This is a genomic window from Streptomyces sp. NPDC088252 (genome assembly GCF_044740965.1).
In the GTDB taxonomy this organism is placed as follows: domain Bacteria; phylum Actinomycetota; class Actinomycetes; order Streptomycetales; family Streptomycetaceae; genus Streptomyces.
On sequence record NZ_JBIURS010000020.1, the window covers coordinates 1 to 15,984 of the forward strand.

Below are 15,984 nucleotides of genomic sequence, written 5' to 3' on the forward strand. Positions count from 1 at the left end.
CAGCAGCCTCGGCTACCGCAGTCCCGCCGAATACGAGACCGCCTTGGCAGCCTGACCACCACACCAAAGGTGTCCGTCAAAGCGGAACAAGCTCAAGTGCACGCTGCGCACGGAAGCACGATAGCGACGGATCCCGCCGGTGACCGCCTCGATGACCCCAGGCCCGACAACCGGCCGTCGCCCCGACTGCTGCTGTTTCGCGTGGACATCCACGGCCCCAAGATCCGCGGCTGCTGGTCAGGACAGCGGACAATCGCCGCTGCTAGAAGTGAACGAAGCCGTTCACCAGCTCGCCCCACCGGTCGACCTGGTCCACCAGGACAACCCCGACAAGGTCGTGGCCCCGCTGACCACGCCCTCGCCGAAGTTCGGCGGCCTGTGACAGAACACCGGCAGCGGCCCGCCGAGGCCATGCCGGGACCGGCTGCGGCTCGCCCCGTACCGTCGGGGCGGGCCGCAGCCGCGTAGCCGCGCCAGCTATCAGCGCATACCGAGCGCATCAGGATCAGCCCGGCGCTGCGGGCTCAGCCCGAGCCCTGGCCTCGCCAACGCGCGTGGACAGGGAAGAGCGTTGCCGGGAACGGCTCTTGGGCCGCCGCGGTCAGCGCCGTCCACGGCTGGTGTGACCGAGCGGCTCAGCCGTTCCCGGGTCCCTGGCGAGTAGGGGCAGGGTCAGGTGGCGGGCAGTACCTTCCAGGAGCCGGTGCCGGTGGCGCGGTCGGTGTAGGGGCTGGTGGACACGTCGTACTTGGCGCCCTGCTGGGTGGACACGCCGTTGGTGTCGAGGAAGCCGCCGTTGGCGGAGCCGTAGTCGTTGAGCAGGCGGACGATGTCGTCGGTGCGGATGTGACTGTCCCTGGGAGAGGACGTCTTGGCGAAGATGTGCCACTTGCCGGTGCCCGGACCGCGGTCCTTGGTGACGGTGGTGGACACTTCGTACTTGGCGCCCTGTCGGGTGGAACGACCGTTGGTGTCGAGGTAGGTGCCGCTGCCGTACTGGTTGACGAGGTAGATGACATCGCCGCTGGTGACACGGGTACCGCTCGCCTTGCCGGTGGCGGAGACGACCTTCCAGACCGACGTCGCCGGGCCACGACTGTTGGGGGTCTGGTTGGTGCTCACGTCATAGGTGGCGCCAGACTGGGCGGAACGGCCGTTGGTGTCGAGGTAACCGCCGTCGCCTCCGTACTGGTTCTGCAGCAGGATGCTGCTGCCGTAGGTGAGTTCACTGCCGGCCGCGGCGCCTGCGGCCGCCGCCGGGGCGGCGAGCGCGGCGCTGGCGAAGGTGAATGCTGCGGCGGCGCCGACTGCCAAGCGCTGCTTCATGGTGCGGAGCAAAGGTCCCCTCCATTACCTTCCGTGCTTAAAGGATTGCCGAGAGTGAGTCTGTCCGACATCGGAGACTTACGCGCACAGTGCATGACCTTTGCTTCGCCAAACCGCCCTATATGGGGAAGCTTGCATATTTCTGCATCATGGACGGCTGTCGGAGACGAGGCCGAACCCACTCGTGTGTCAGCGAGGCCGACATCCGGCCTCGCGGTAGGAGTCGGTGAGGCGCGGGGGCGCAATGGTGGTCGGGGAGCGGCAGGCCGGGGGCGAGCCGTACATGCGGGTGGAGACGGATCTGGTGGTGGAAGTGCTGGCCGGGGCAAGCATCTGGCGAGTAGGCCTGACGAGTGCCGATGTTGATTTCCAGCACGGGTTGTCGACACTGCCGGCCCACGGAAATGCTACGGCCGGGCTCAGTATCGACAGACCTGGGTGCCGCCGGCGCACGCCATGGTCGTCAGCGCTCCAGCCCATGGGCAGCGAGCCCGCCTGACAGCCATATCGTTCGACGGGCTCCGCAGCAGATGCACTCTGGGCGTGTGTCATGACGTTGTGGCTCTGTTCAACGAGTTCCGGTTCTGGCCCAACTGCCGTGGAGCCGGCTGTGGGGCTTCATTTATGACGTGGCGTCAGGCTGACAACCTCAACCGCACAACCTCAGCGGCGATCAGCTACGTAGACCTTCTCCCCCAGCATGAGCGGCGCGTCGGCCGATCCCTCGATGGAGGGGCCGCGCCAGATGAGGCGGTGCTCCTGCGCGGGCGGGTACCACTGACGCACCTTGTGCATGCGCACAGGTCACCGATGGTGATACGTCCGTACGTCCGCACCTGCTTCTCTGCCCCATCTCCGCGATGCGCTGCGCCGGGACGGGCGCGGCCCCCAGGCGGCCCAGGCGTTCGTAGAGGGCGCGGACGAGGCGGGCGCGGTACTGGACATACAGCGCACGGCGCCCTCCAGCGTCGTGGACAGCCGCCCTTCCGCCTCTTTGAGGACGACGTCGGCAAGCGCCTTGGACCCGCTGTTCTTCGGCACTGTTCGGCGCGGCGTCGTACGTCGGCGGCGACCGCGTGGGCGTGGCCGGTTTTCGCCTCTGAGGAGCGGCGTCGATGTCGATGCATTTCCGGGAGCCGGCTGCGGGCACAGGCCGAAACCGAGGGGCTCGCCATCGGGTGCTTCGGCGCCGGCACAGGAGCTGCCGCCACCCCGTGGGCCGCCGCAAAGCCGGTTCACCGGGAACATGGCTCCTGCGCACCGCACACGCACAGCCGCATGGCGCCCCCATCGCACGGATCCTTCGCGCATCGCCCGCGACGGCTTTAGCGTGGGAGGGTGCACGAGGGTGTGGTCACCCTGTTCCTCGGCGGGGACGTGATGCTCGGCCGGGGCGTCGATCAGATCCTCCCGCACCCCGGTGACCCGGCACTGCGGGAGGCGTACATCCGCGACGCCCGTGCCTACGTCGACCTGGCGGAGGCGGCGAGCGGGCCGATCCCCCGGCCGGTCGACTTCCGCTGGCCGTGGGGCGAGGCGCTGCCGGTCCTGGATGACGCCGCGCCGGACGTGCGGGTGGTCAATCTGGAGACAGCCGTCACCAGTGGCGGGGACTTCGCGCCCGGCAAGGGCGTCCACTACCGGATGAGCCCGGCCAACCTGCCGTGCCTGGCCGCGGCCCGGCCGGACGTCTGCGCGCTGGCCAACAACCATGTGCTCGACTTCGGCCCCCGCGGCCTCCACGAGACGCTCGACGCCCTGGCGGATGCGGGGCTGCGGACGGCGGGGGCGGGCCGGGACGAGGTGCGGGCGAGACAACCGGCGATCGTGCCCCTCGGCGCCGGCGGGCGGGTGCTGGTCTTCTCCTTCGGGATGCCGTCCAGCGGGATCCCGAAGGACTGGGCCGCCACTGCGCAGCGGGTCGGTGTCGACGTGCTCGCGGAGCCTTCGGCGGCCGCCGCGTCCGCGTTCGCCGACGGTCTTCGGCAGGTCAAGCGGCCGGGGGACATCGCGGTGGCCTCGATCCACTGGGGCCCCAACTGGGGCTACGACATCTCCCGCTCCCAGGTCCGCTTCGCCCACGCGCTCCTCGACGCAGGCGTGGACGTCGTGCACGGACATTCCTCGCACCACCCGCGCCCGCTGGAGGTGTACCGGGAGAGGTTCATCCTGTACGGCTGCGGCGACCTCGTCGACGACTATGAGGGCATCGGCGGCTACGAGAGCTACCGGGACGACCTGCGGGTGCTGTACCTGGTCTCGGTGGAGGCGGACACCGGCCGCCTGGTTGATGCGCGGATGGTGCCCCTGCAGGCACGCAGGATGCGGCTGGAACACGCCTCCCCCGAGGACACCGAGTGGCTGCGCGCCATCCTCGACAGGCACAGCCGGGAGTTCGGCACCCGCGTCGATTGCGGGCCCGACGGCACGCTCACGCTGCGGCCCCTGCGCGCCGGGCGGCACACATGACGTGGACCTCGGGCGGGGACCGCTCAGCACGTGTGCGACGCATGCGACGTGCCTGTGGCCCGTGGCCCGTGGCAGAGCACCGGAAGATCTTGAAACATGGAAGCGGAGATCCGTCGCGGGGGTCGGTTCGCTGGTGGTCGACCACATTCGCGCCAGCTGATCTCGGCTGGCCCGTTCGATCCACAGGAGGATCACGATGGGCGTTCATGTCGTGGCCGGTTCTGCTCACAGGACACTGGCCGAGCGCGGCCTCCAGCCAATCCAGCCGTTCGTAGAGGGCGCGGACGAGGCGGCCGCGGCTCTGGACGCAGCGCACCATGCCTTCCAGCGTCGCGGACAGCCGGCCTTCCGCCCCCGCGCAGGACGACGTCGGCGAGCGCCCGGGGCCCGCAGCTCTCCGGCAGCTGGTTCGCGCGGCGCTGTACGTCGGAGACGACCGCGCGGGCACGGCCGGTCAGCTGGAGGCCGATCTGCTCGTAGTCGCGTTCGGCGAGCGTGTCCTCGCCGGTCCACGCAAGGACTGCCTTGACGAGGCAGTCGTACGGTTCGCGGTCGAGCGGGAACTCCGCCTCGATCAGATTGCGAGCTCCGGGCGGGGCGTCACTTCAGTTCCATGAGGATGTTGGCGCGAGCGTAATAGTCGGCCACCGGGAGACGGTTGCGGGTGATCCTGACGAACCCGGCTTCCTTGTACAGGTGGATGGCGGCAGCCAGCTTGTCGTTCGTGCCGAGGAACAGTCGGGCCGCACCAAATGCCTGGGCACGGTCGATCGCCGCGACTATGAGTTGGCGGCCGATGCCGCGTCCTTGCGCGGCTGGGGCCACGGCCATCTTCGCCAGCTCGAACACGGCCTCCGGGTAAGCCAAAAGTGCGACGCACCCGACAACGGCGCCGCTGCCCTGCTCGCGCGCCAGGAGCACATCACCGCCCGGGCCCACGATGTGGCCGAACGGATCTCCGAGAACCGCCCGGTCCTCTTCCTGCAGGGTGAATAGGCGGGAGATCCACTCCTCGTTCAACGCGCGGAACGCGTCGGCATCACTTTGTGAGGCGATCGAGGAGACCACGGTGGGAGCAGAAATGTACGGCATGAGGCGGGTTTCCCTTCGGATGTAGCTTCCCGCCAGCCTCCGACCCCGCTTACCCATATGTCCAATACAAGCAGTGGCCCATATCAATAAGCTTGAACTATGGATCAGCGAATCGAGCTCCGCCACCTGCGGTACTTTCTGGCTGTGGCCGAGGAACTCCACTTCGGCCGTGCCGCCCAGCGGCTGCACATCGCTCAGCCCGCCCTGTCGCAGCAGATCAGGCAGCTCGAGAAGATCGTCGGTGTCGAGTTGTTCCGGCGGACCTCTCGAAGCGTCCGCCTCACAGACGCGGGAGCGACGTTCCAGCCACGGGCGAGGGACCTTCTGGGCCGTCTGGCGGCCGATCTCGACGAGGCCGGCCGTGTCGGGCGTGGCGAGGCCGGTCGCCTGGATGTCGCCTTCATCACCTCCGCCACGGCGATCGTCAGCGAACGGCTCCGTGAATTCTCCCGCTGCCGCCCAGACGTCCAGGTCAAACTGCACGACGGCTTCACCGTCGATGTCCTGGCGGCTCTGGAGCGGGGCACGGCCGACATCGGGATCGTGCGTGATGCTGAGCAGCGAGACGACATCGACCTTTCCCTGCTGACAACGGAACGGTTTGTCGCCGTCATTCCTGCAGACCACCCCGCCGCAAAGGCTGACCGTGTGGAAGCAACCGCGCTGGCCGCTGACCCGCTGATTCTGTTTCCGCGTTCAGCAGGAGCACAGGCGTTCGATGTGAACACACAGCCGTTGCGGGACGCCGGCATCGACGTCCAGGTCGCGCAAGAGTGCTCGAACTGGCACACCATCATCATGTTCGTCGCCGCTGGCCTTGGCGTCACCATCGCCCCCTACAGCATCACGGCGCTGCTCCCCGCAGGCGCCCAACGTCTTGAACTCGACGGACCTCCCACAATGAGCCGGATCTTCATGGCCACCCGCCGAGGCGACAAGCGTCCCCTCGTGCAAGCCTTCATCGCAGCTTCTGAGTCGGTGACAGAACGTGGCCACGACCGGACGACGAGAGCACGTTGACCTGTCGACCGAGTGCCTCCAAGTGCAAGGGCCGCTTGAAGGCGTACCGTGCGCAACCTCATCCGCCGCGTCCGCTGCACCCACCTGCAGCAGGAGCAGCAGGAGCAGCAGGAGCAGCGTGCCCGGGAGCGGGCGCGGGCCGAGCAGTCGCGGAAGACCCGACTTCGGCGCAGTGGGAACACAGGGTTGTTGCACCGCGGGGCGGTTCCCTGTACGGGACGCAGGTCGGCTTCCTCAACCGAGAGGACACGGTGATCGTGCTGGCGGAGCCGGACATCGAGCCGTGCCAGATCGGCAAACCCGAGGCGGGACTGGTCGACGGGTAGGGCCGTACGGACCGCTCAGCGCGCTTCGGGGGGGGCGGGTCTTGATCATCCCCCTCGAACGTACCCGACGGGCGCAGGGGTGAGCGACGAGGACATGCTGCCCATGGGCCTCCACCTGCGCGACATCGCCGCCCGGCTCGTCATCACCATGGCCGGAACCCCTCGCCCGCCACCGTCATGCGCATGCTGCGCGAGCACGACGAGCAGACCGTCATGTCGGCGAGCGCGTGATCCCCCGTACTCTGCGGCTGGTGTCCGGGCTGGGACTTCGGGGGCGTGTCGATCCAGCGCCACGACGAGGCAATGGAGCTGACGAAGAGTATCGCAGGGGGCTTCGTGCCCGGAGACCCGCTCGACCCGAAGGCCAAGCTCGGGCCGCTGGTGTCCGGCGCCCAGCGCGACCGGGTACACGGATTCATCAGGCAAGGCATCGAAAGCCGGCGCGCGCCTCGTGACCGGCGGCAGCGCGGCGCCCGACGGCTTCGAGCGCGGCTACTTCGTACGCCCGACCGTGTTCGGCGGAGTCGATCCGGACTCGGTGATCGCCCAGGAGGAGATCTTCGGCCCCGTTCTCTCGATCATCCCGTTCGAAGGTGACGACGAAGCTCTGGCTATCGCGAGCCACTCTGCCTTCGGCCTGCACGGAGCGGTCTGGTCGGCCGACCAGGATCGCGCACTCACTTTCGCGCGGCGCAGGTCCGTACCGGGCAGATCGACGTCAACGGCGGCGCCTTCAATCCGCTCGCTCCGTTCGGTGGCTACAAGCAGTCCGGCGTCGGCCGGGAGATGCCCGGCTCCTCTCCACAGCCCGCCAGTAACCCGACCACCCTTGCTACACCGCTCGATCGACATACCCCCGCCCGGTCGAGATGGCGTCCATGGCCGGGGTCCCCGACGTAGATGGACGCGGCGCCAGCTGCGCACAGCGGCGCAACTGGGTAGTACATCCTGCTGTTACTCCCGCCCGAACCTGCCCCGCCGGACGTGCCGTATGCCCGCCGACTACCGAACCGGGATGGTCGGACCACACGATTGCGCTTCGATGGGATGCGGTTCAACGCCGAGCCAGCACCGCGATCTCATGGCCGAAGGCCACGGCGAGCCGACCGTCCGATGTCATGTCAACCGCTTTGACACCCAGCGGGGCAACCACGTTGGGTCGGATCTGCCGCATGCTGGCCAGGTCCCACAGCCGCACCGCCCCGACCGTATCGACATCAATGCCGGCATTGTCGGCATCCAAGTCTGTGAGGCTGGTTGTGCCACTGCCGGTGACGGCGATCGGCCGACCGTCTACTACCGCCGTCGCCGCCGACTGCACCGGGTGGGCGTGGCCGGTCAGGGCCTCGCCGACCTGTTCACGAGTAGTCAGGTCCCACACCCGCACCGTGGCATCATCGCCGCCGGTGATGGCAATCGGACGGCCGTTTACTACCGCCATCGCCACCGCCTCCACTGCCGGTGTGGCCGGTCAGGGGTTCACTGTGGTTGAGGCGTTGTGGGCGTAGTTCGCTCGCATTGTTGCCGGTCCGGTTCAACCTGTCTGTCCGCGGGCGGGTGCCGCGAGCCCGGTCAGGTCCCACAGCCGTACCGTCTTGTCGTTACTGCCGGTGACGGCGATGGGCCGGCCGTCCACCAGGGTCGTCGCCGCTCCCCAGACCATGCCCTTGTGGCCCTCCAGGGGTTCGCCGATTGGCTTGCTGGTGAGCGGGTCCCAAATCCGTACCGTCCCCACTGCCGACCAGGGCAATGAGACGGCTTCCCACCACCGCGGTCGCTACCGCGCCCACCTCGGCGTGTGCTTCCAGGGGCTCGGCTGCGGTCCGACCGGTGGCCAGGTCCCATACCTGTACCTTCCCGCCGAAGTCGCCGGTGAAGGCGATGGGACGACCGCCGACCACGGCCGTCGCTGCGGCGTGTACCTCGTCGGTGTGGCCTGCCAAAGGCTCACCGATCTGCACCTGGTCGGCCAGGTCCCATACCCGTACCGTCTTGTCGTTGCTGCCGGTGACGGCGACGGCCCGGCCGTCCACCACTGCCGTCGCCACCGCCTCCACCCAGTCGGTATGGCCTGCCAAACGCTCACCGATCTGCACCCGGTCGGCCAGGTCCCATACCCGTACTGCGCCATCGGCATGACCAGTGACGGCAACGGGGCGCCCGTCCAATACAGTCGTCGCCACCGCGCACATGCGGCCGATGCCTCGATCCAGCGGCTCACCCACATGTCGGCCCGTGGCCAGGTCCCACATCTGTATTAGACGTCATCTCATTTGGCTAGTTGAGTAGGCTGTGACTCGTGGGGATTGTTGAGCGGCTGGTGCCGGATGAACTGTGGGAACTGTTTCAGCGGGTCGTGCCGGAGGCGCCGTCGCGGCCTCAGGGCGGTGGACGGCGTCGGCATGGCGACCGTGAGGTGCTGGCCGCGATCGTGTTCGTGGCCACGTCGGGCTGCACGTGGCAGCAGTTGTCGTCGGTGCCGTTCGGGCCGTCGGGGGCCACGGCCCACCGAAGGTTCTCCGAATGGACAAGGGCCAGGGTGTGGGCCAAGCTCCACCGCCTGGTCCTCGACGAACTCGGTGCCTGCGGCGAGCTGGACTGGTCCCGCTGCGCGATCGACTCGGTCAACATGCGGGCCCTGAAAAGGGGGACCTGACAGGTCCGAATCCTGTCGACCGGGGCAAGTACGGCTCGAAAATCCACTTGATCACCGAGCGGACTGGTCTGCCCCTCTCCGTCGGAATTTCAGGGGCGAACCTGCACGACAGCCAGGCCCTGATCCCCCTCGTGCAAGGGATACCGCCGATCCGCTCCCGCCGCGGGCCCCGACGGCGCAAGCCCGGAAAGCTCCACGCCGACAAGGGCTACGACTACTCCCACCTGCGGCGATGGCTGCGCGGACGCGGCATCACCCACCGCATCGCCCGCAAGGGAACCGAGTCCACACAGCGACTCGGCCGCCACCGCTGGACCATCGAACGCACCATGGCCTGGCTCGCCGGCTGCCGCCGCCTCCACCGCCGCTACGAGCGCAAAGCCGAGCACTTCCTCGCCTTCACCAGCATCGCCTGCACCCTCATCTGCTACCGCAGGCTCGCTAAATGAGATGACCTCTAAAGGGGCTGTGCTGCTGTGGAGAGGGTGGATCCCCTCTCTCTGTTACTCCATATGGCTGATTCATCTGCTTATGCCCTTGCCGGTCATGCGCCCGCATGGGTCACTGTCGGTATCGAACCGGTGGGTCGCCCATCCCAATACCGGGGAAGCGTGGTAAGGGCGACGTCCGCTGGTCTTTTTTGCGTCTGCATGCGCGGGGTGGCCGCCGTGCGGCACCACGTGTCTCTCTGGAACTGCTCGCTCGCCTGGGTTGCCGACCGGCAGGCGGCGGTGGTCGTTCGGCCGGTTTGCGGCTTCTCCGTCCATCTCATCCAGCAAGGGAGAACAACCATGCCTATCTCTCCGAACGAGGGCTCCACCGGTGGCGGAACTCTCGTGACCATCACGGGCACGAACCTGTCCAACACCGGCGCGGTGAAGTTCGGTTCCGCGTCCGCGACGAGCGTCACCCAGGTCTCGCCGACCCAGGTCACTGCCGTGTCTCCCTCAGGGGCTGGCACGGTCGGGGTCACCGTGACCACCCCGGGCGGGGTCAGTAGCCCGGTGTCGTTCTTCTATGTCGGCGCCCCGTTCGAGTCCTCGCTGAGTGCCACCTCCGGCCCGCTGGGCGGCGGCAACGTCATCACCATCAACGGCACCGGGCTGTCCACCGCGACCGGTGTGTCCTTCGGCACTGTCAGCGCCACCCCGACGGTGGTCTCCGACAGTCAGATCAGCGTCACAGTGCCCGCGGGCACCGCGGCCGGAACCGTGTCGGTGAGCGTGACAACCGCGGGCGGCACCAACAACGGCCTGTCGTACACCTACGTCGACGTCCCGACCATCACCACCATCGCCCCCAACTCCGGCCCGGCGTCAGGCGGAACGGCGGTGACCATCACCGGTACCGGCTTCGCAACGACCGAATCGGTCACCTTCGGTGCCGTTCATGCCCCGTTCACCGTCATCAACGACACCACCCTGTCCGTGGTCGTCCCGCCCACCCCCGATGGCGGGGCCGGCCCGTCTGACGTCAGGGTCACCAACGCCGCCGGGATCGTCCTGGCAGCAGACGGATTCACCTACCTCGCGGCTCCCGGCATCTGACCGATAGTCCCAGCCGTGAGACGGTCCATCGGACCGCAGGAAGGAGGCCGCGTCGACGTAGACGCGGCCTCCGAGCGCGAGCCGCCACCGCTAACCCATCGAACGCACCATGGCCTGGCTCGCCGACTGCCGCCGCCTCAACCGCAGCAACGAGCGCAAAGCCGCGCCCTTCACCGGCATCGCCCGCACCCTCATCTGCCACCGCAGACTCGCCAAATGAGATGTCCTCTTAGATTGCTTCCGCCACCAGATATGGCGACGGGACGACCGTCGACCACGGCTGTCGCCACCGACCATGCTTCGCCGTTGCAACTGAAGCCGTTGTGACCGACCAGGGGTCCACCCACAGGTCGGCCATTGCTGAGGTCCCAGATGCGTACCGTCTCGTCCTGGCTGCCGGTTACGGCGACGGGCCGACCGTCCACCACGGCTGTCGCCAGCGACCAGATGCCGTGTTCGTGGCCGGTCAGGGTGGATCGGAGTCGGGAAGCCATAACTGCACTCACGCTATCGGACACGAACGACAGGATAGGGCCCGCGATGCCGCCCGGGTCTACCGTTCTGGCGCGAGAGCCACAGTCACGGCGGCCTCAGCGTGCAGGCGGGTGGTGGCGAAGACGGGAACAGGGCTGTGTTCCGGGCCGATGAGGAGCTCGATCTCGGTGCAACCGAGGATGATGCCCTCCGCTCCGGAGGCCACCAGCCTGCCGATCACCTCACCGTAGGCCGCTCGGGACTCCTCCCGGATGATGCCCAGGCACAGCTCCTCGTAGATCACCCGATGGACGACGGCCCGGTCGTCTTCGTCGGGAACGAGGACCCCGAGGCCATGGCCGGCGAGGCGGTCACGGTAGAAGTCCTGCTCCATGGTGAAGGCGGTCCCAAGCAGTCCCACGCGGCACAGACCCGCGGAACGTACCGCCGTCGCCGTCGCGTCGGCCAGATGCAGCAACGGAATGTCGACCGTCGCCGCCACCTGGTCGGCGACCTTGTGCATGGTGTTGGTGCAGATCAGCAACAGGTCTGCACCAGCGGCCTGCAGAGACCGGGCGGCGTCGGCGAGTACTTCGCCCGCCTTGTCCCATTGCCCGGCCACCTGCAGCCGCTCGATCTCGGCGAAGTCGACCGAGTACAGCACACACTTGGCCGAGTGGAGGCCGCCCAGCCGCTCCCGGGCGAGCTCGTTGAGCAGCCGGTAGTACTCGGCCGTCGACTCCCAGCTCATGCCGCCGATCAACCCGATGGTCTTCATCGGGTCACCCTCGCACATCCTTCCCAAGCCACCGCGCAGAGGATCCGGGTGACAGCAACTGCGCCTTTGTGACATCTATCGTTCGTCGGCTCAACAGGCCACCCGTCCGGCCAGCATCGGCTGCTGTCGCCGAAGTGACGCCGGTGCGGCGGGAGAGATGCGCTCGTCTTCTCCGCGTGGGCGGAGGAGGTGGCACGCGCTTGCGGAAAACAGAAACTGATGCACCTGATGGCTCGTCTTGGGGTGCGAGGCCAAGCAGATGGGAAGCCATGGTGGAGCGGGTGGACAGCAGTGCGACGTCGACGGTGAAGGCAGCCGCACCCCGGTGGGCGCGGCGCCGGGCGGGGCGGTGGGAGGGAGACGCGAGGGGTCGGCCGGCCTGGGCGCGGGAGCGGTTCTCCGTAGCGCTTGCAGTGCTGACGGCCGGGCTGCTGGCGTTCCACCGGGCCGTGCCCAACTCCGCGGGCCGCCTGGGCAGCCTACTGGAAGCGTTCCTGCCTTGGCTCGGCCTGGTGGTCGTGGTGCTGCTCGGCATGGCACTGCTACGCCCTTCGGTGGATACCCACGCTGCTCGCGGACGTCGCCGAACGCATCGTCATCCCGGTCACCTCGCTGTGCGGCCTCGACCCGGAGCCCTACGACGACTCCTTCACCCTGGAGGCGGTCGGCCGCATCCTCGTGACCACCCTGCACGAAGCCGGGACGCTCTCCCGACAAGCGATTCGGTACACGGCCATGGACAGTGGTCGTACCGGCCGTCCACGGCCGCGCCGCCGGCTCAGCGGACATGCACCGTCACCACATCAGAGGCGTGCAAGCGCACCGGATTCTGGTCGTGCGGGCCGGTCAGCCCGTACAGCACCGCACGGAACCCCAGGTCGCCCCGGCGCGCGGACGTGCCGCGTGCAGTGACCCGTGCCTCGCCCCCGACCGCGGCGCTGCAATTCTCCTGATGCCACCCTTCACCGAAGCCCTTCTCCTCCAGGCACAGCTGATGCAGGTAGCCGGCGCTGTCATCGCCGCCGTGCGCCTTGACCGTGATGGTCTTGCCGACATGCGCAGTGCGCGGCGCCGTGATGTCCACACTGCCCTTGGCGAACGCCGGCCCGGCGGCCAGAGCCACTGAGGCCAGACCCAGCGCACCGATCACAACCACACGCCCGCACCGCGCCTCCACACCGGTCTGCTTCGTCCTGGACATGGACTCCCCTCCCACGGATCCCCCACCTGGTGAGACCCACCCCTTCACGAAGGGCGCCCGGTGCGCCCCGCTGACCATCCAGATGAGCCGGCCACCCCGCACGTTGCCCCTCGCCCAGCACTGTTACGAATTGACGACATACCCCGCCAACCATGGCTTGATCCCACCAACAGCCGCCAAATCACTTCCTGGGAGCGGTAGCTGGCTGACCTGAGTGCTCCGACACCGCCAACAGAAGAGGCATCCACCGATAGGCAAGATGGCCCGCCGCGTCACCGAATACCTCGAAGCGCCGAAGCGCCGGAGCGCCGGCCACCGCGTGACACCGGGGGACGCAGGAGACCAGCGTCTTGACCGCCTCGCCCACGAACTCGACCAGGACAAGGCACCGGACAACCCCGATTGGGCTCGAAGGGCTGCGAATGCGGGACGTGGCCGGGCGGGCGTCGACCACTCGACGATCCATCACCACTTCCCCACCAAGCAGGCGCTGGTAGTGGCAGTCGTGGACCACGCCACCGGGCAGTTCAGGTCGACCACACCGCCCAACGGCAGCCCGGCCGACCGCCTGCGCGGCCACCTCACCACCCTCCGCCAGAAGATCAACGACCAGCCCGAACTGCACGTGGTGCTGCGCGAACTGGACCTGCGGGCCCGCCGCGATCCCGAGCTGCGAGAAATCATCGCCAGCCGCGAGGAGGGCTGGCGGACCTCGCTACGCGCGCTGCCGGTCGAAGCCGCCGCGGACGGCGCGCTGACAGCCAGTGCCGATCCGGCCGCCGGGGCCGAGCTGATCATCGCTGCGGTCAAGGGCGCGAGTCTGGCTCCCGACCGAAGCGGGGGATGGATCAGAGGCCTGTTTCTTCTTCCCGCGTGTCGAAGACTTCGCGTGCGCGTGCGATGGCGGGCATGTTCTCCGCAGCCCACGCCAACAGCACGTCGATGGGAGGCCGAAGGGTCTTGCCGAGTGGTGTGATCCGATACCTGACCGCCACCGGGCGGGTGGAGACGACCTCGCGCTCGATCACGCCGTTTCGTTCGAGTCGTCGAAGTGTCGCGGTCAGCGACTTCTGCGTGACCTGGGGGACGGCTCGGCGCAGTTCGTTGAAGCGGCACGGGCGATCGCAGAGCTCGTTCAGGACACTGAGCGACCACTTGTCGAGGACCTGGTCGAGCAGTTCGCGGTGCGGGGGGTCGATGCGGAGTTCGTCGTCGGTATCCATGGCGAAACCTGGTCTCGTTGAAGTGTCCTTTTTCCACTAGGTAGCTTACGGATACCCAGTTCAAAGGAGAAACAGCCATGACTGTTCAGCACTTCACACCGGAAGGCATGCTGCAGCCGGTCCCCTACCACCACGTGGCCGTGGGCACCGGGACGAAGCATGTCCACGTCAGCGGGCAGGTTGCGCGCCGGGCCGACGGGACTCCGGTCGCGCCCGGCGATCTGGCCGGGCAGGTCGCCCAGGCGCTGCGCAACACCTCCGTCGGGCTGGCGGGCGCGGGCGCGTCATTCGCGGACGTGCTGCGCCTGACGTTCTACGTGACCCGGTGGAGCCCGGAAAAGATCGGCGACTTCATGGCCGGTGTGGAGGCCGTCGCCGACGAGATCGGGCTCCGGCTTCCCATGCCGCCGGCCTCCCTCATCGGTGTCGAATACCTCTTCGAGCCGGATGTGCTCGTCGAGGTCGAAGCAACCGCGCTGCTCGCCTGAATTCCTGAGGCGGACGCCTTCAACCTCGTCTTGACGCGGTCGCCTCGAAGGGACAGCGATAATCGACCCACCGTCGCCCGGGACCGTACCGGACCGGCCGGCATCGACAACGGGGGTGTTGTTCGACGGCGCGGGACAGGGCTTCCATCAGTTCGGCGCTGTCGACACGGACCTCCGGGGCAGCCACTGGGCACCAGCCGAGGGGGCCGGGACACAGCAATGCGTCCCGGCTACCCGGCCAAGCGCCCGAAGTTCGCCGAGCGGTTGGCGTACGCGCGGCCGGGCGACACCGTGCACATCTCCGAGATGTTCCGCCTCGTACGCGGCACCCGGCACATCCCGCAGCTGAACCAGGCGTCGATGTCGTGCTGGGTGCTCGTTGAGCCGTCGTCCGCATTCGGCGAGCCGGTGGAGGAACTGGATGGCGACGGTGATGTGCTGCTTGGCGCGCAGGAACGCGATTGCAGTCGGTCAAGAGCTCACCTACCTCGTGACGGGGCTCGACACCGGCAGCCAGCCGGTTTCGGCCGCCCAGAGCTCGGCCGCCATCATCAGCACCTCCGTTGCCGGGGCCTTGATCTGCCCATAGTCCAGCAGGTCCGGAACGCTCAGGGACAGGCGCTTCTTGAACGCTCCCCACGAGCGCCGGGCAGCTTCACTGGCGCACAAGTAGTCGCGGAAGAGCAGAGCGAAGCGGACGTTCGGACCGCCGTCCTCACGCAGATGCACGTTGCACCTTCGGGCGCCGACCGGCGGCGCGAACACCAACTTGCGGCACTCCTCGCCTCCGGAGATCTCGACACGGTTCCAGGGCTCGGGGCGGCAGCGGAAGCCGATCGCCGCAAGCAGCCCAACCTGCCTGCCTTCATCGATCGCCTCGACGCAGACCTGGATGTCCACGCAGTCCTTGGCGGCCAGACCCGGCACCGAGGTGGACCCGACGTGATCAATCGACCGGGCGTGATCTCCGAGTGCGCCCCCCAGCGTTCTGGCCAACCGCTCAAAGTCCACAGCCCACTGCGGCTGATAGTCCAGCACCGCCACCGGAACCGACTCATCTGGAAAAGGCATACCCACAGCATGGACGGGCCGCTCACGCTTCGACGACAATCGAATACCGCACCTTCGGAAATACCGCCTCTCCGCCAGTTGGACGGCGGTGTGGAGGTGGCGGAGTACCGGGTGAGGGTTCGGGCCCCGGACATATGCGGCCGGTCGACGGCGTCGACGACGACCACGTCGTCACCGAGCGCCTGGCGCCGTCGCCGCAGTCGGCGGTCCGCGAAGTGCTCGGGGGAGCGCCGGCCCTCGGGGTGGGTGCTGCAGAAGGTCCCGTCAACCGCCGGATGGGTCGGAGCGGGGCAGGCTGCCTTCTGGGCGTCTC

General features: G+C 68.0%; 17 protein-coding genes and 4 pseudogenes. 9 read left to right on the forward strand and 12 right to left on the reverse strand.

Going from position 1 to position 15,984, the window contains the following annotated elements:
• Nucleotides 1-672: 672 nt before the first annotated feature.
• Together ACIOHC_RS31630 and ACIOHC_RS31635 are read right to left on the reverse strand one after the other, a co-directional pair.
• Nucleotides 673-1,326, reverse strand: a complete 654-nt coding sequence (locus ACIOHC_RS31630) for a hypothetical protein (RefSeq protein WP_351083921.1) — start codon at nucleotides 1,324-1,326, stop codon at nucleotides 673-675.
• A gap of 663 nt (nucleotides 1,327-1,989) precedes the next feature.
• Nucleotides 1,990-2,121: a hypothetical protein gene (locus ACIOHC_RS31635; RefSeq protein WP_351083919.1), complete on the reverse strand. Its 132-nt coding sequence runs from the start codon at nucleotides 2,119-2,121 to the stop codon at nucleotides 1,990-1,992.
• Between the two features lie 543 nt (nucleotides 2,122-2,664).
• Between ACIOHC_RS31635 and ACIOHC_RS31640 the strand changes: the two genes are divergently transcribed.
• Nucleotides 2,665-3,795, forward strand: a complete 1,131-nt coding sequence (locus ACIOHC_RS31640; protein ID WP_351083917.1) for a CapA family protein — start codon at nucleotides 2,665-2,667, stop codon at nucleotides 3,793-3,795.
• Between the two features lie 244 nt (nucleotides 3,796-4,039).
• Here the strand turns inward: ACIOHC_RS31640 and ACIOHC_RS31645 are convergent.
• A pseudogene (locus ACIOHC_RS31645) lies at nucleotides 4,040-4,373 on the reverse strand (restriction endonuclease); the annotation flags it as partial.
• Between the two features lie 22 nt (nucleotides 4,374-4,395).
• Entirely contained in the window at nucleotides 4,396-4,887 is a 492-nt protein-coding gene (locus tag ACIOHC_RS31650) for a GNAT family N-acetyltransferase (RefSeq protein ID WP_351083915.1), read from the reverse strand.
• 99 nt (nucleotides 4,888-4,986) lie between these two features.
• Between ACIOHC_RS31650 and ACIOHC_RS31655 the strand changes: the two genes are divergently transcribed.
• The 3 genes and pseudogenes from ACIOHC_RS31655 (at nucleotide 4,987) to ACIOHC_RS31665 (ending at nucleotide 7,133) form a co-directional block, all read left to right on the forward strand.
• Nucleotides 4,987-5,907 carry a LysR substrate-binding domain-containing protein gene (locus ACIOHC_RS31655; RefSeq protein ID WP_351083913.1) on the forward strand — a complete coding sequence of 307 codons (921 nt, stop codon included), beginning with the start codon at nucleotides 4,987-4,989 and terminating at the stop codon, nucleotides 5,905-5,907.
• A 777-nt stretch (nucleotides 5,908-6,684) separates the two neighbouring features.
• Nucleotides 6,685-6,816: pseudogene (locus tag ACIOHC_RS31660) on the forward strand (aldehyde dehydrogenase family protein); the annotation flags it as partial.
• Between the two features lie 68 nt (nucleotides 6,817-6,884).
• Nucleotides 6,885-7,133 carry an aldehyde dehydrogenase family protein gene (locus tag ACIOHC_RS31665; protein WP_351083923.1) on the forward strand — a complete coding sequence of 83 codons (249 nt, stop codon included), beginning with the start codon at nucleotides 6,885-6,887 and terminating at the stop codon, nucleotides 7,131-7,133.
• A 154-nt stretch (nucleotides 7,134-7,287) separates the two neighbouring features.
• Here ACIOHC_RS31665 and ACIOHC_RS31670 read toward each other — a convergent pair whose 3' ends face one another.
• From ACIOHC_RS31670 to ACIOHC_RS31680, 3 genes are all read right to left on the reverse strand, one after another.
• Entirely contained in the window at nucleotides 7,288-7,680 is a 393-nt protein-coding gene (locus ACIOHC_RS31670) for a hypothetical protein (RefSeq protein WP_351083930.1), read from the reverse strand.
• A gap of 87 nt (nucleotides 7,681-7,767) precedes the next feature.
• Nucleotides 7,768-7,896 carry a hypothetical protein gene (locus tag ACIOHC_RS31675; protein ID WP_351083911.1) on the reverse strand — a complete coding sequence of 43 codons (129 nt, stop codon included), beginning with the start codon at nucleotides 7,894-7,896 and terminating at the stop codon, nucleotides 7,768-7,770.
• Nucleotides 7,835-8,458, reverse strand: a complete 624-nt coding sequence (locus ACIOHC_RS31680) for a WD40 repeat domain-containing protein (RefSeq protein WP_401844992.1) — start codon at nucleotides 8,456-8,458, stop codon at nucleotides 7,835-7,837. The genes ACIOHC_RS31675 and ACIOHC_RS31680 overlap by 62 nt, the downstream gene beginning before the upstream one ends.
• Nucleotides 8,459-8,538: 80 nt before the next feature.
• Between ACIOHC_RS31680 and ACIOHC_RS31685 the strand changes: the two genes are divergently transcribed.
• Together ACIOHC_RS31685 and ACIOHC_RS31690 are read left to right on the forward strand one after the other, a co-directional pair.
• Nucleotides 8,539-9,338, forward strand: a protein-coding gene (locus ACIOHC_RS31685; protein ID WP_351087307.1) for an IS5 family transposase whose coding sequence is annotated in 2 segments (ribosomal slippage) — nucleotides 8,539-8,878 and nucleotides 8,878-9,338 — 801 coding nt in all. Because the reading frame shifts where the segments join, the coding sequence is not laid out codon by codon here.
• Nucleotides 9,339-9,680: 342 nt separating this feature from the next.
• Complete coding sequence (locus tag ACIOHC_RS31690; protein WP_351087305.1) at nucleotides 9,681-10,436, forward strand: IPT/TIG domain-containing protein; 756 nt, start codon at nucleotides 9,681-9,683, stop codon at nucleotides 10,434-10,436.
• A 191-nt stretch (nucleotides 10,437-10,627) separates the two neighbouring features.
• Here ACIOHC_RS31690 and ACIOHC_RS31695 read toward each other — a convergent pair whose 3' ends face one another.
• Both ACIOHC_RS31695 and ACIOHC_RS31700 read right to left on the reverse strand, forming a co-directional pair.
• Nucleotides 10,628-10,930 (reverse strand): hypothetical protein, encoded by a 303-nt coding sequence (locus ACIOHC_RS31695; RefSeq protein ID WP_401845082.1) that lies wholly within the window; start codon nucleotides 10,928-10,930, stop codon nucleotides 10,628-10,630.
• Between the two features lie 59 nt (nucleotides 10,931-10,989).
• A complete protein-coding gene (locus tag ACIOHC_RS31700; RefSeq protein WP_351083907.1) occupies nucleotides 10,990-11,688 on the reverse strand; it encodes an aspartate/glutamate racemase family protein in 699 nt (232 codons plus the stop codon).
• Nucleotides 11,689-11,957: 269 nt separating this feature from the next.
• Here ACIOHC_RS31700 and ACIOHC_RS31705 point away from each other — a divergent pair.
• A pseudogene (locus ACIOHC_RS31705) lies at nucleotides 11,958-12,242 on the forward strand (endonuclease/exonuclease/phosphatase family protein); the annotation flags it as partial.
• Between the two features lie 224 nt (nucleotides 12,243-12,466).
• On the opposite strand, the gene ACIOHC_RS31710 reads toward ACIOHC_RS31705, so the two are convergent.
• Nucleotides 12,467-12,889: a hypothetical protein gene (locus ACIOHC_RS31710; protein ID WP_351083905.1), complete on the reverse strand. Its 423-nt coding sequence runs from the start codon at nucleotides 12,887-12,889 to the stop codon at nucleotides 12,467-12,469.
• Between the two features lie 259 nt (nucleotides 12,890-13,148).
• Between ACIOHC_RS31710 and ACIOHC_RS31715 the strand changes: the two are divergent.
• Nucleotides 13,149-13,700: pseudogene (locus tag ACIOHC_RS31715) on the forward strand (TetR/AcrR family transcriptional regulator); the annotation flags it as partial.
• A 37-nt stretch (nucleotides 13,701-13,737) separates the two neighbouring features.
• On the opposite strand, the gene ACIOHC_RS31720 reads toward ACIOHC_RS31715, so the two are convergent.
• Nucleotides 13,738-14,112: a helix-turn-helix domain-containing protein gene (locus ACIOHC_RS31720; RefSeq protein WP_351083903.1), complete on the reverse strand. Its 375-nt coding sequence runs from the start codon at nucleotides 14,110-14,112 to the stop codon at nucleotides 13,738-13,740.
• A 77-nt stretch (nucleotides 14,113-14,189) separates the two neighbouring features.
• Here ACIOHC_RS31720 and ACIOHC_RS31725 point away from each other — a divergent pair, with 77 nt between their 5' ends.
• Nucleotides 14,190-14,600 carry a RidA family protein gene (locus tag ACIOHC_RS31725; protein WP_351083901.1) on the forward strand — a complete coding sequence of 137 codons (411 nt, stop codon included), beginning with the start codon at nucleotides 14,190-14,192 and terminating at the stop codon, nucleotides 14,598-14,600.
• 483 nt (nucleotides 14,601-15,083) lie between these two features.
• On the opposite strand, the gene ACIOHC_RS31730 is transcribed toward ACIOHC_RS31725, so the two are convergent.
• Nucleotides 15,084-15,644 (reverse strand): GrpB family protein, encoded by a 561-nt coding sequence (locus tag ACIOHC_RS31730; RefSeq protein ID WP_351083899.1) that lies wholly within the window; start codon nucleotides 15,642-15,644, stop codon nucleotides 15,084-15,086.
• Between the last annotated feature and the right edge of the window lie 340 nt (nucleotides 15,645-15,984).

Excerpts from the sequence above, each read along its gene's own strand:
- ACIOHC_RS31630 (WP_351083921.1), bottom strand. The coding sequence starts at position 1,326 with ATGAAGCAGCGCTTGGCAGTCGGCGCCGCCGCAGCATTCACCTTCGCC.
- ACIOHC_RS31635 (WP_351083919.1), bottom strand. The coding sequence starts at position 2,121 with ATGCACAAGGTGCGTCAGTGGTACCCGCCCGCGCAGGAGCACCGCCTC.
- ACIOHC_RS31650 (WP_351083915.1), bottom strand. The coding sequence starts at position 4,887 with ATGCCGTACATTTCTGCTCCCACCGTGGTCTCCTCGATCGCCTCACAA.
- ACIOHC_RS31655 (WP_351083913.1), top strand. The coding sequence starts at position 4,987 with ATGGATCAGCGAATCGAGCTCCGCCACCTGCGGTACTTTCTGGCTGTG.
- ACIOHC_RS31675 (WP_351083911.1), bottom strand. The coding sequence starts at position 7,896 with ATGGTCTGGGGAGCGGCGACGACCCTGGTGGACGGCCGGCCCATCGCC.
- ACIOHC_RS31690 (WP_351087305.1), top strand. The coding sequence starts at position 9,681 with ATGCCTATCTCTCCGAACGAGGGCTCCACCGGTGGCGGAACTCTCGTG.
- ACIOHC_RS31695 (WP_401845082.1), bottom strand. The coding sequence starts at position 10,930 with ATGGCTTCCCGACTCCGATCCACCCTGACCGGCCACGAACACGGCATC.
- ACIOHC_RS31700 (WP_351083907.1), bottom strand. The coding sequence starts at position 11,688 with ATGAAGACCATCGGGTTGATCGGCGGCATGAGCTGGGAGTCGACGGCC.
- ACIOHC_RS31710 (WP_351083905.1), bottom strand. The coding sequence starts at position 12,889 with ATGTCCAGGACGAAGCAGACCGGTGTGGAGGCGCGGTGCGGGCGTGTG.
- ACIOHC_RS31720 (WP_351083903.1), bottom strand. The coding sequence starts at position 14,112 with ATGGATACCGACGACGAACTCCGCATCGACCCCCCGCACCGCGAACTG.
- ACIOHC_RS31725 (WP_351083901.1), top strand. The coding sequence starts at position 14,190 with ATGACTGTTCAGCACTTCACACCGGAAGGCATGCTGCAGCCGGTCCCC.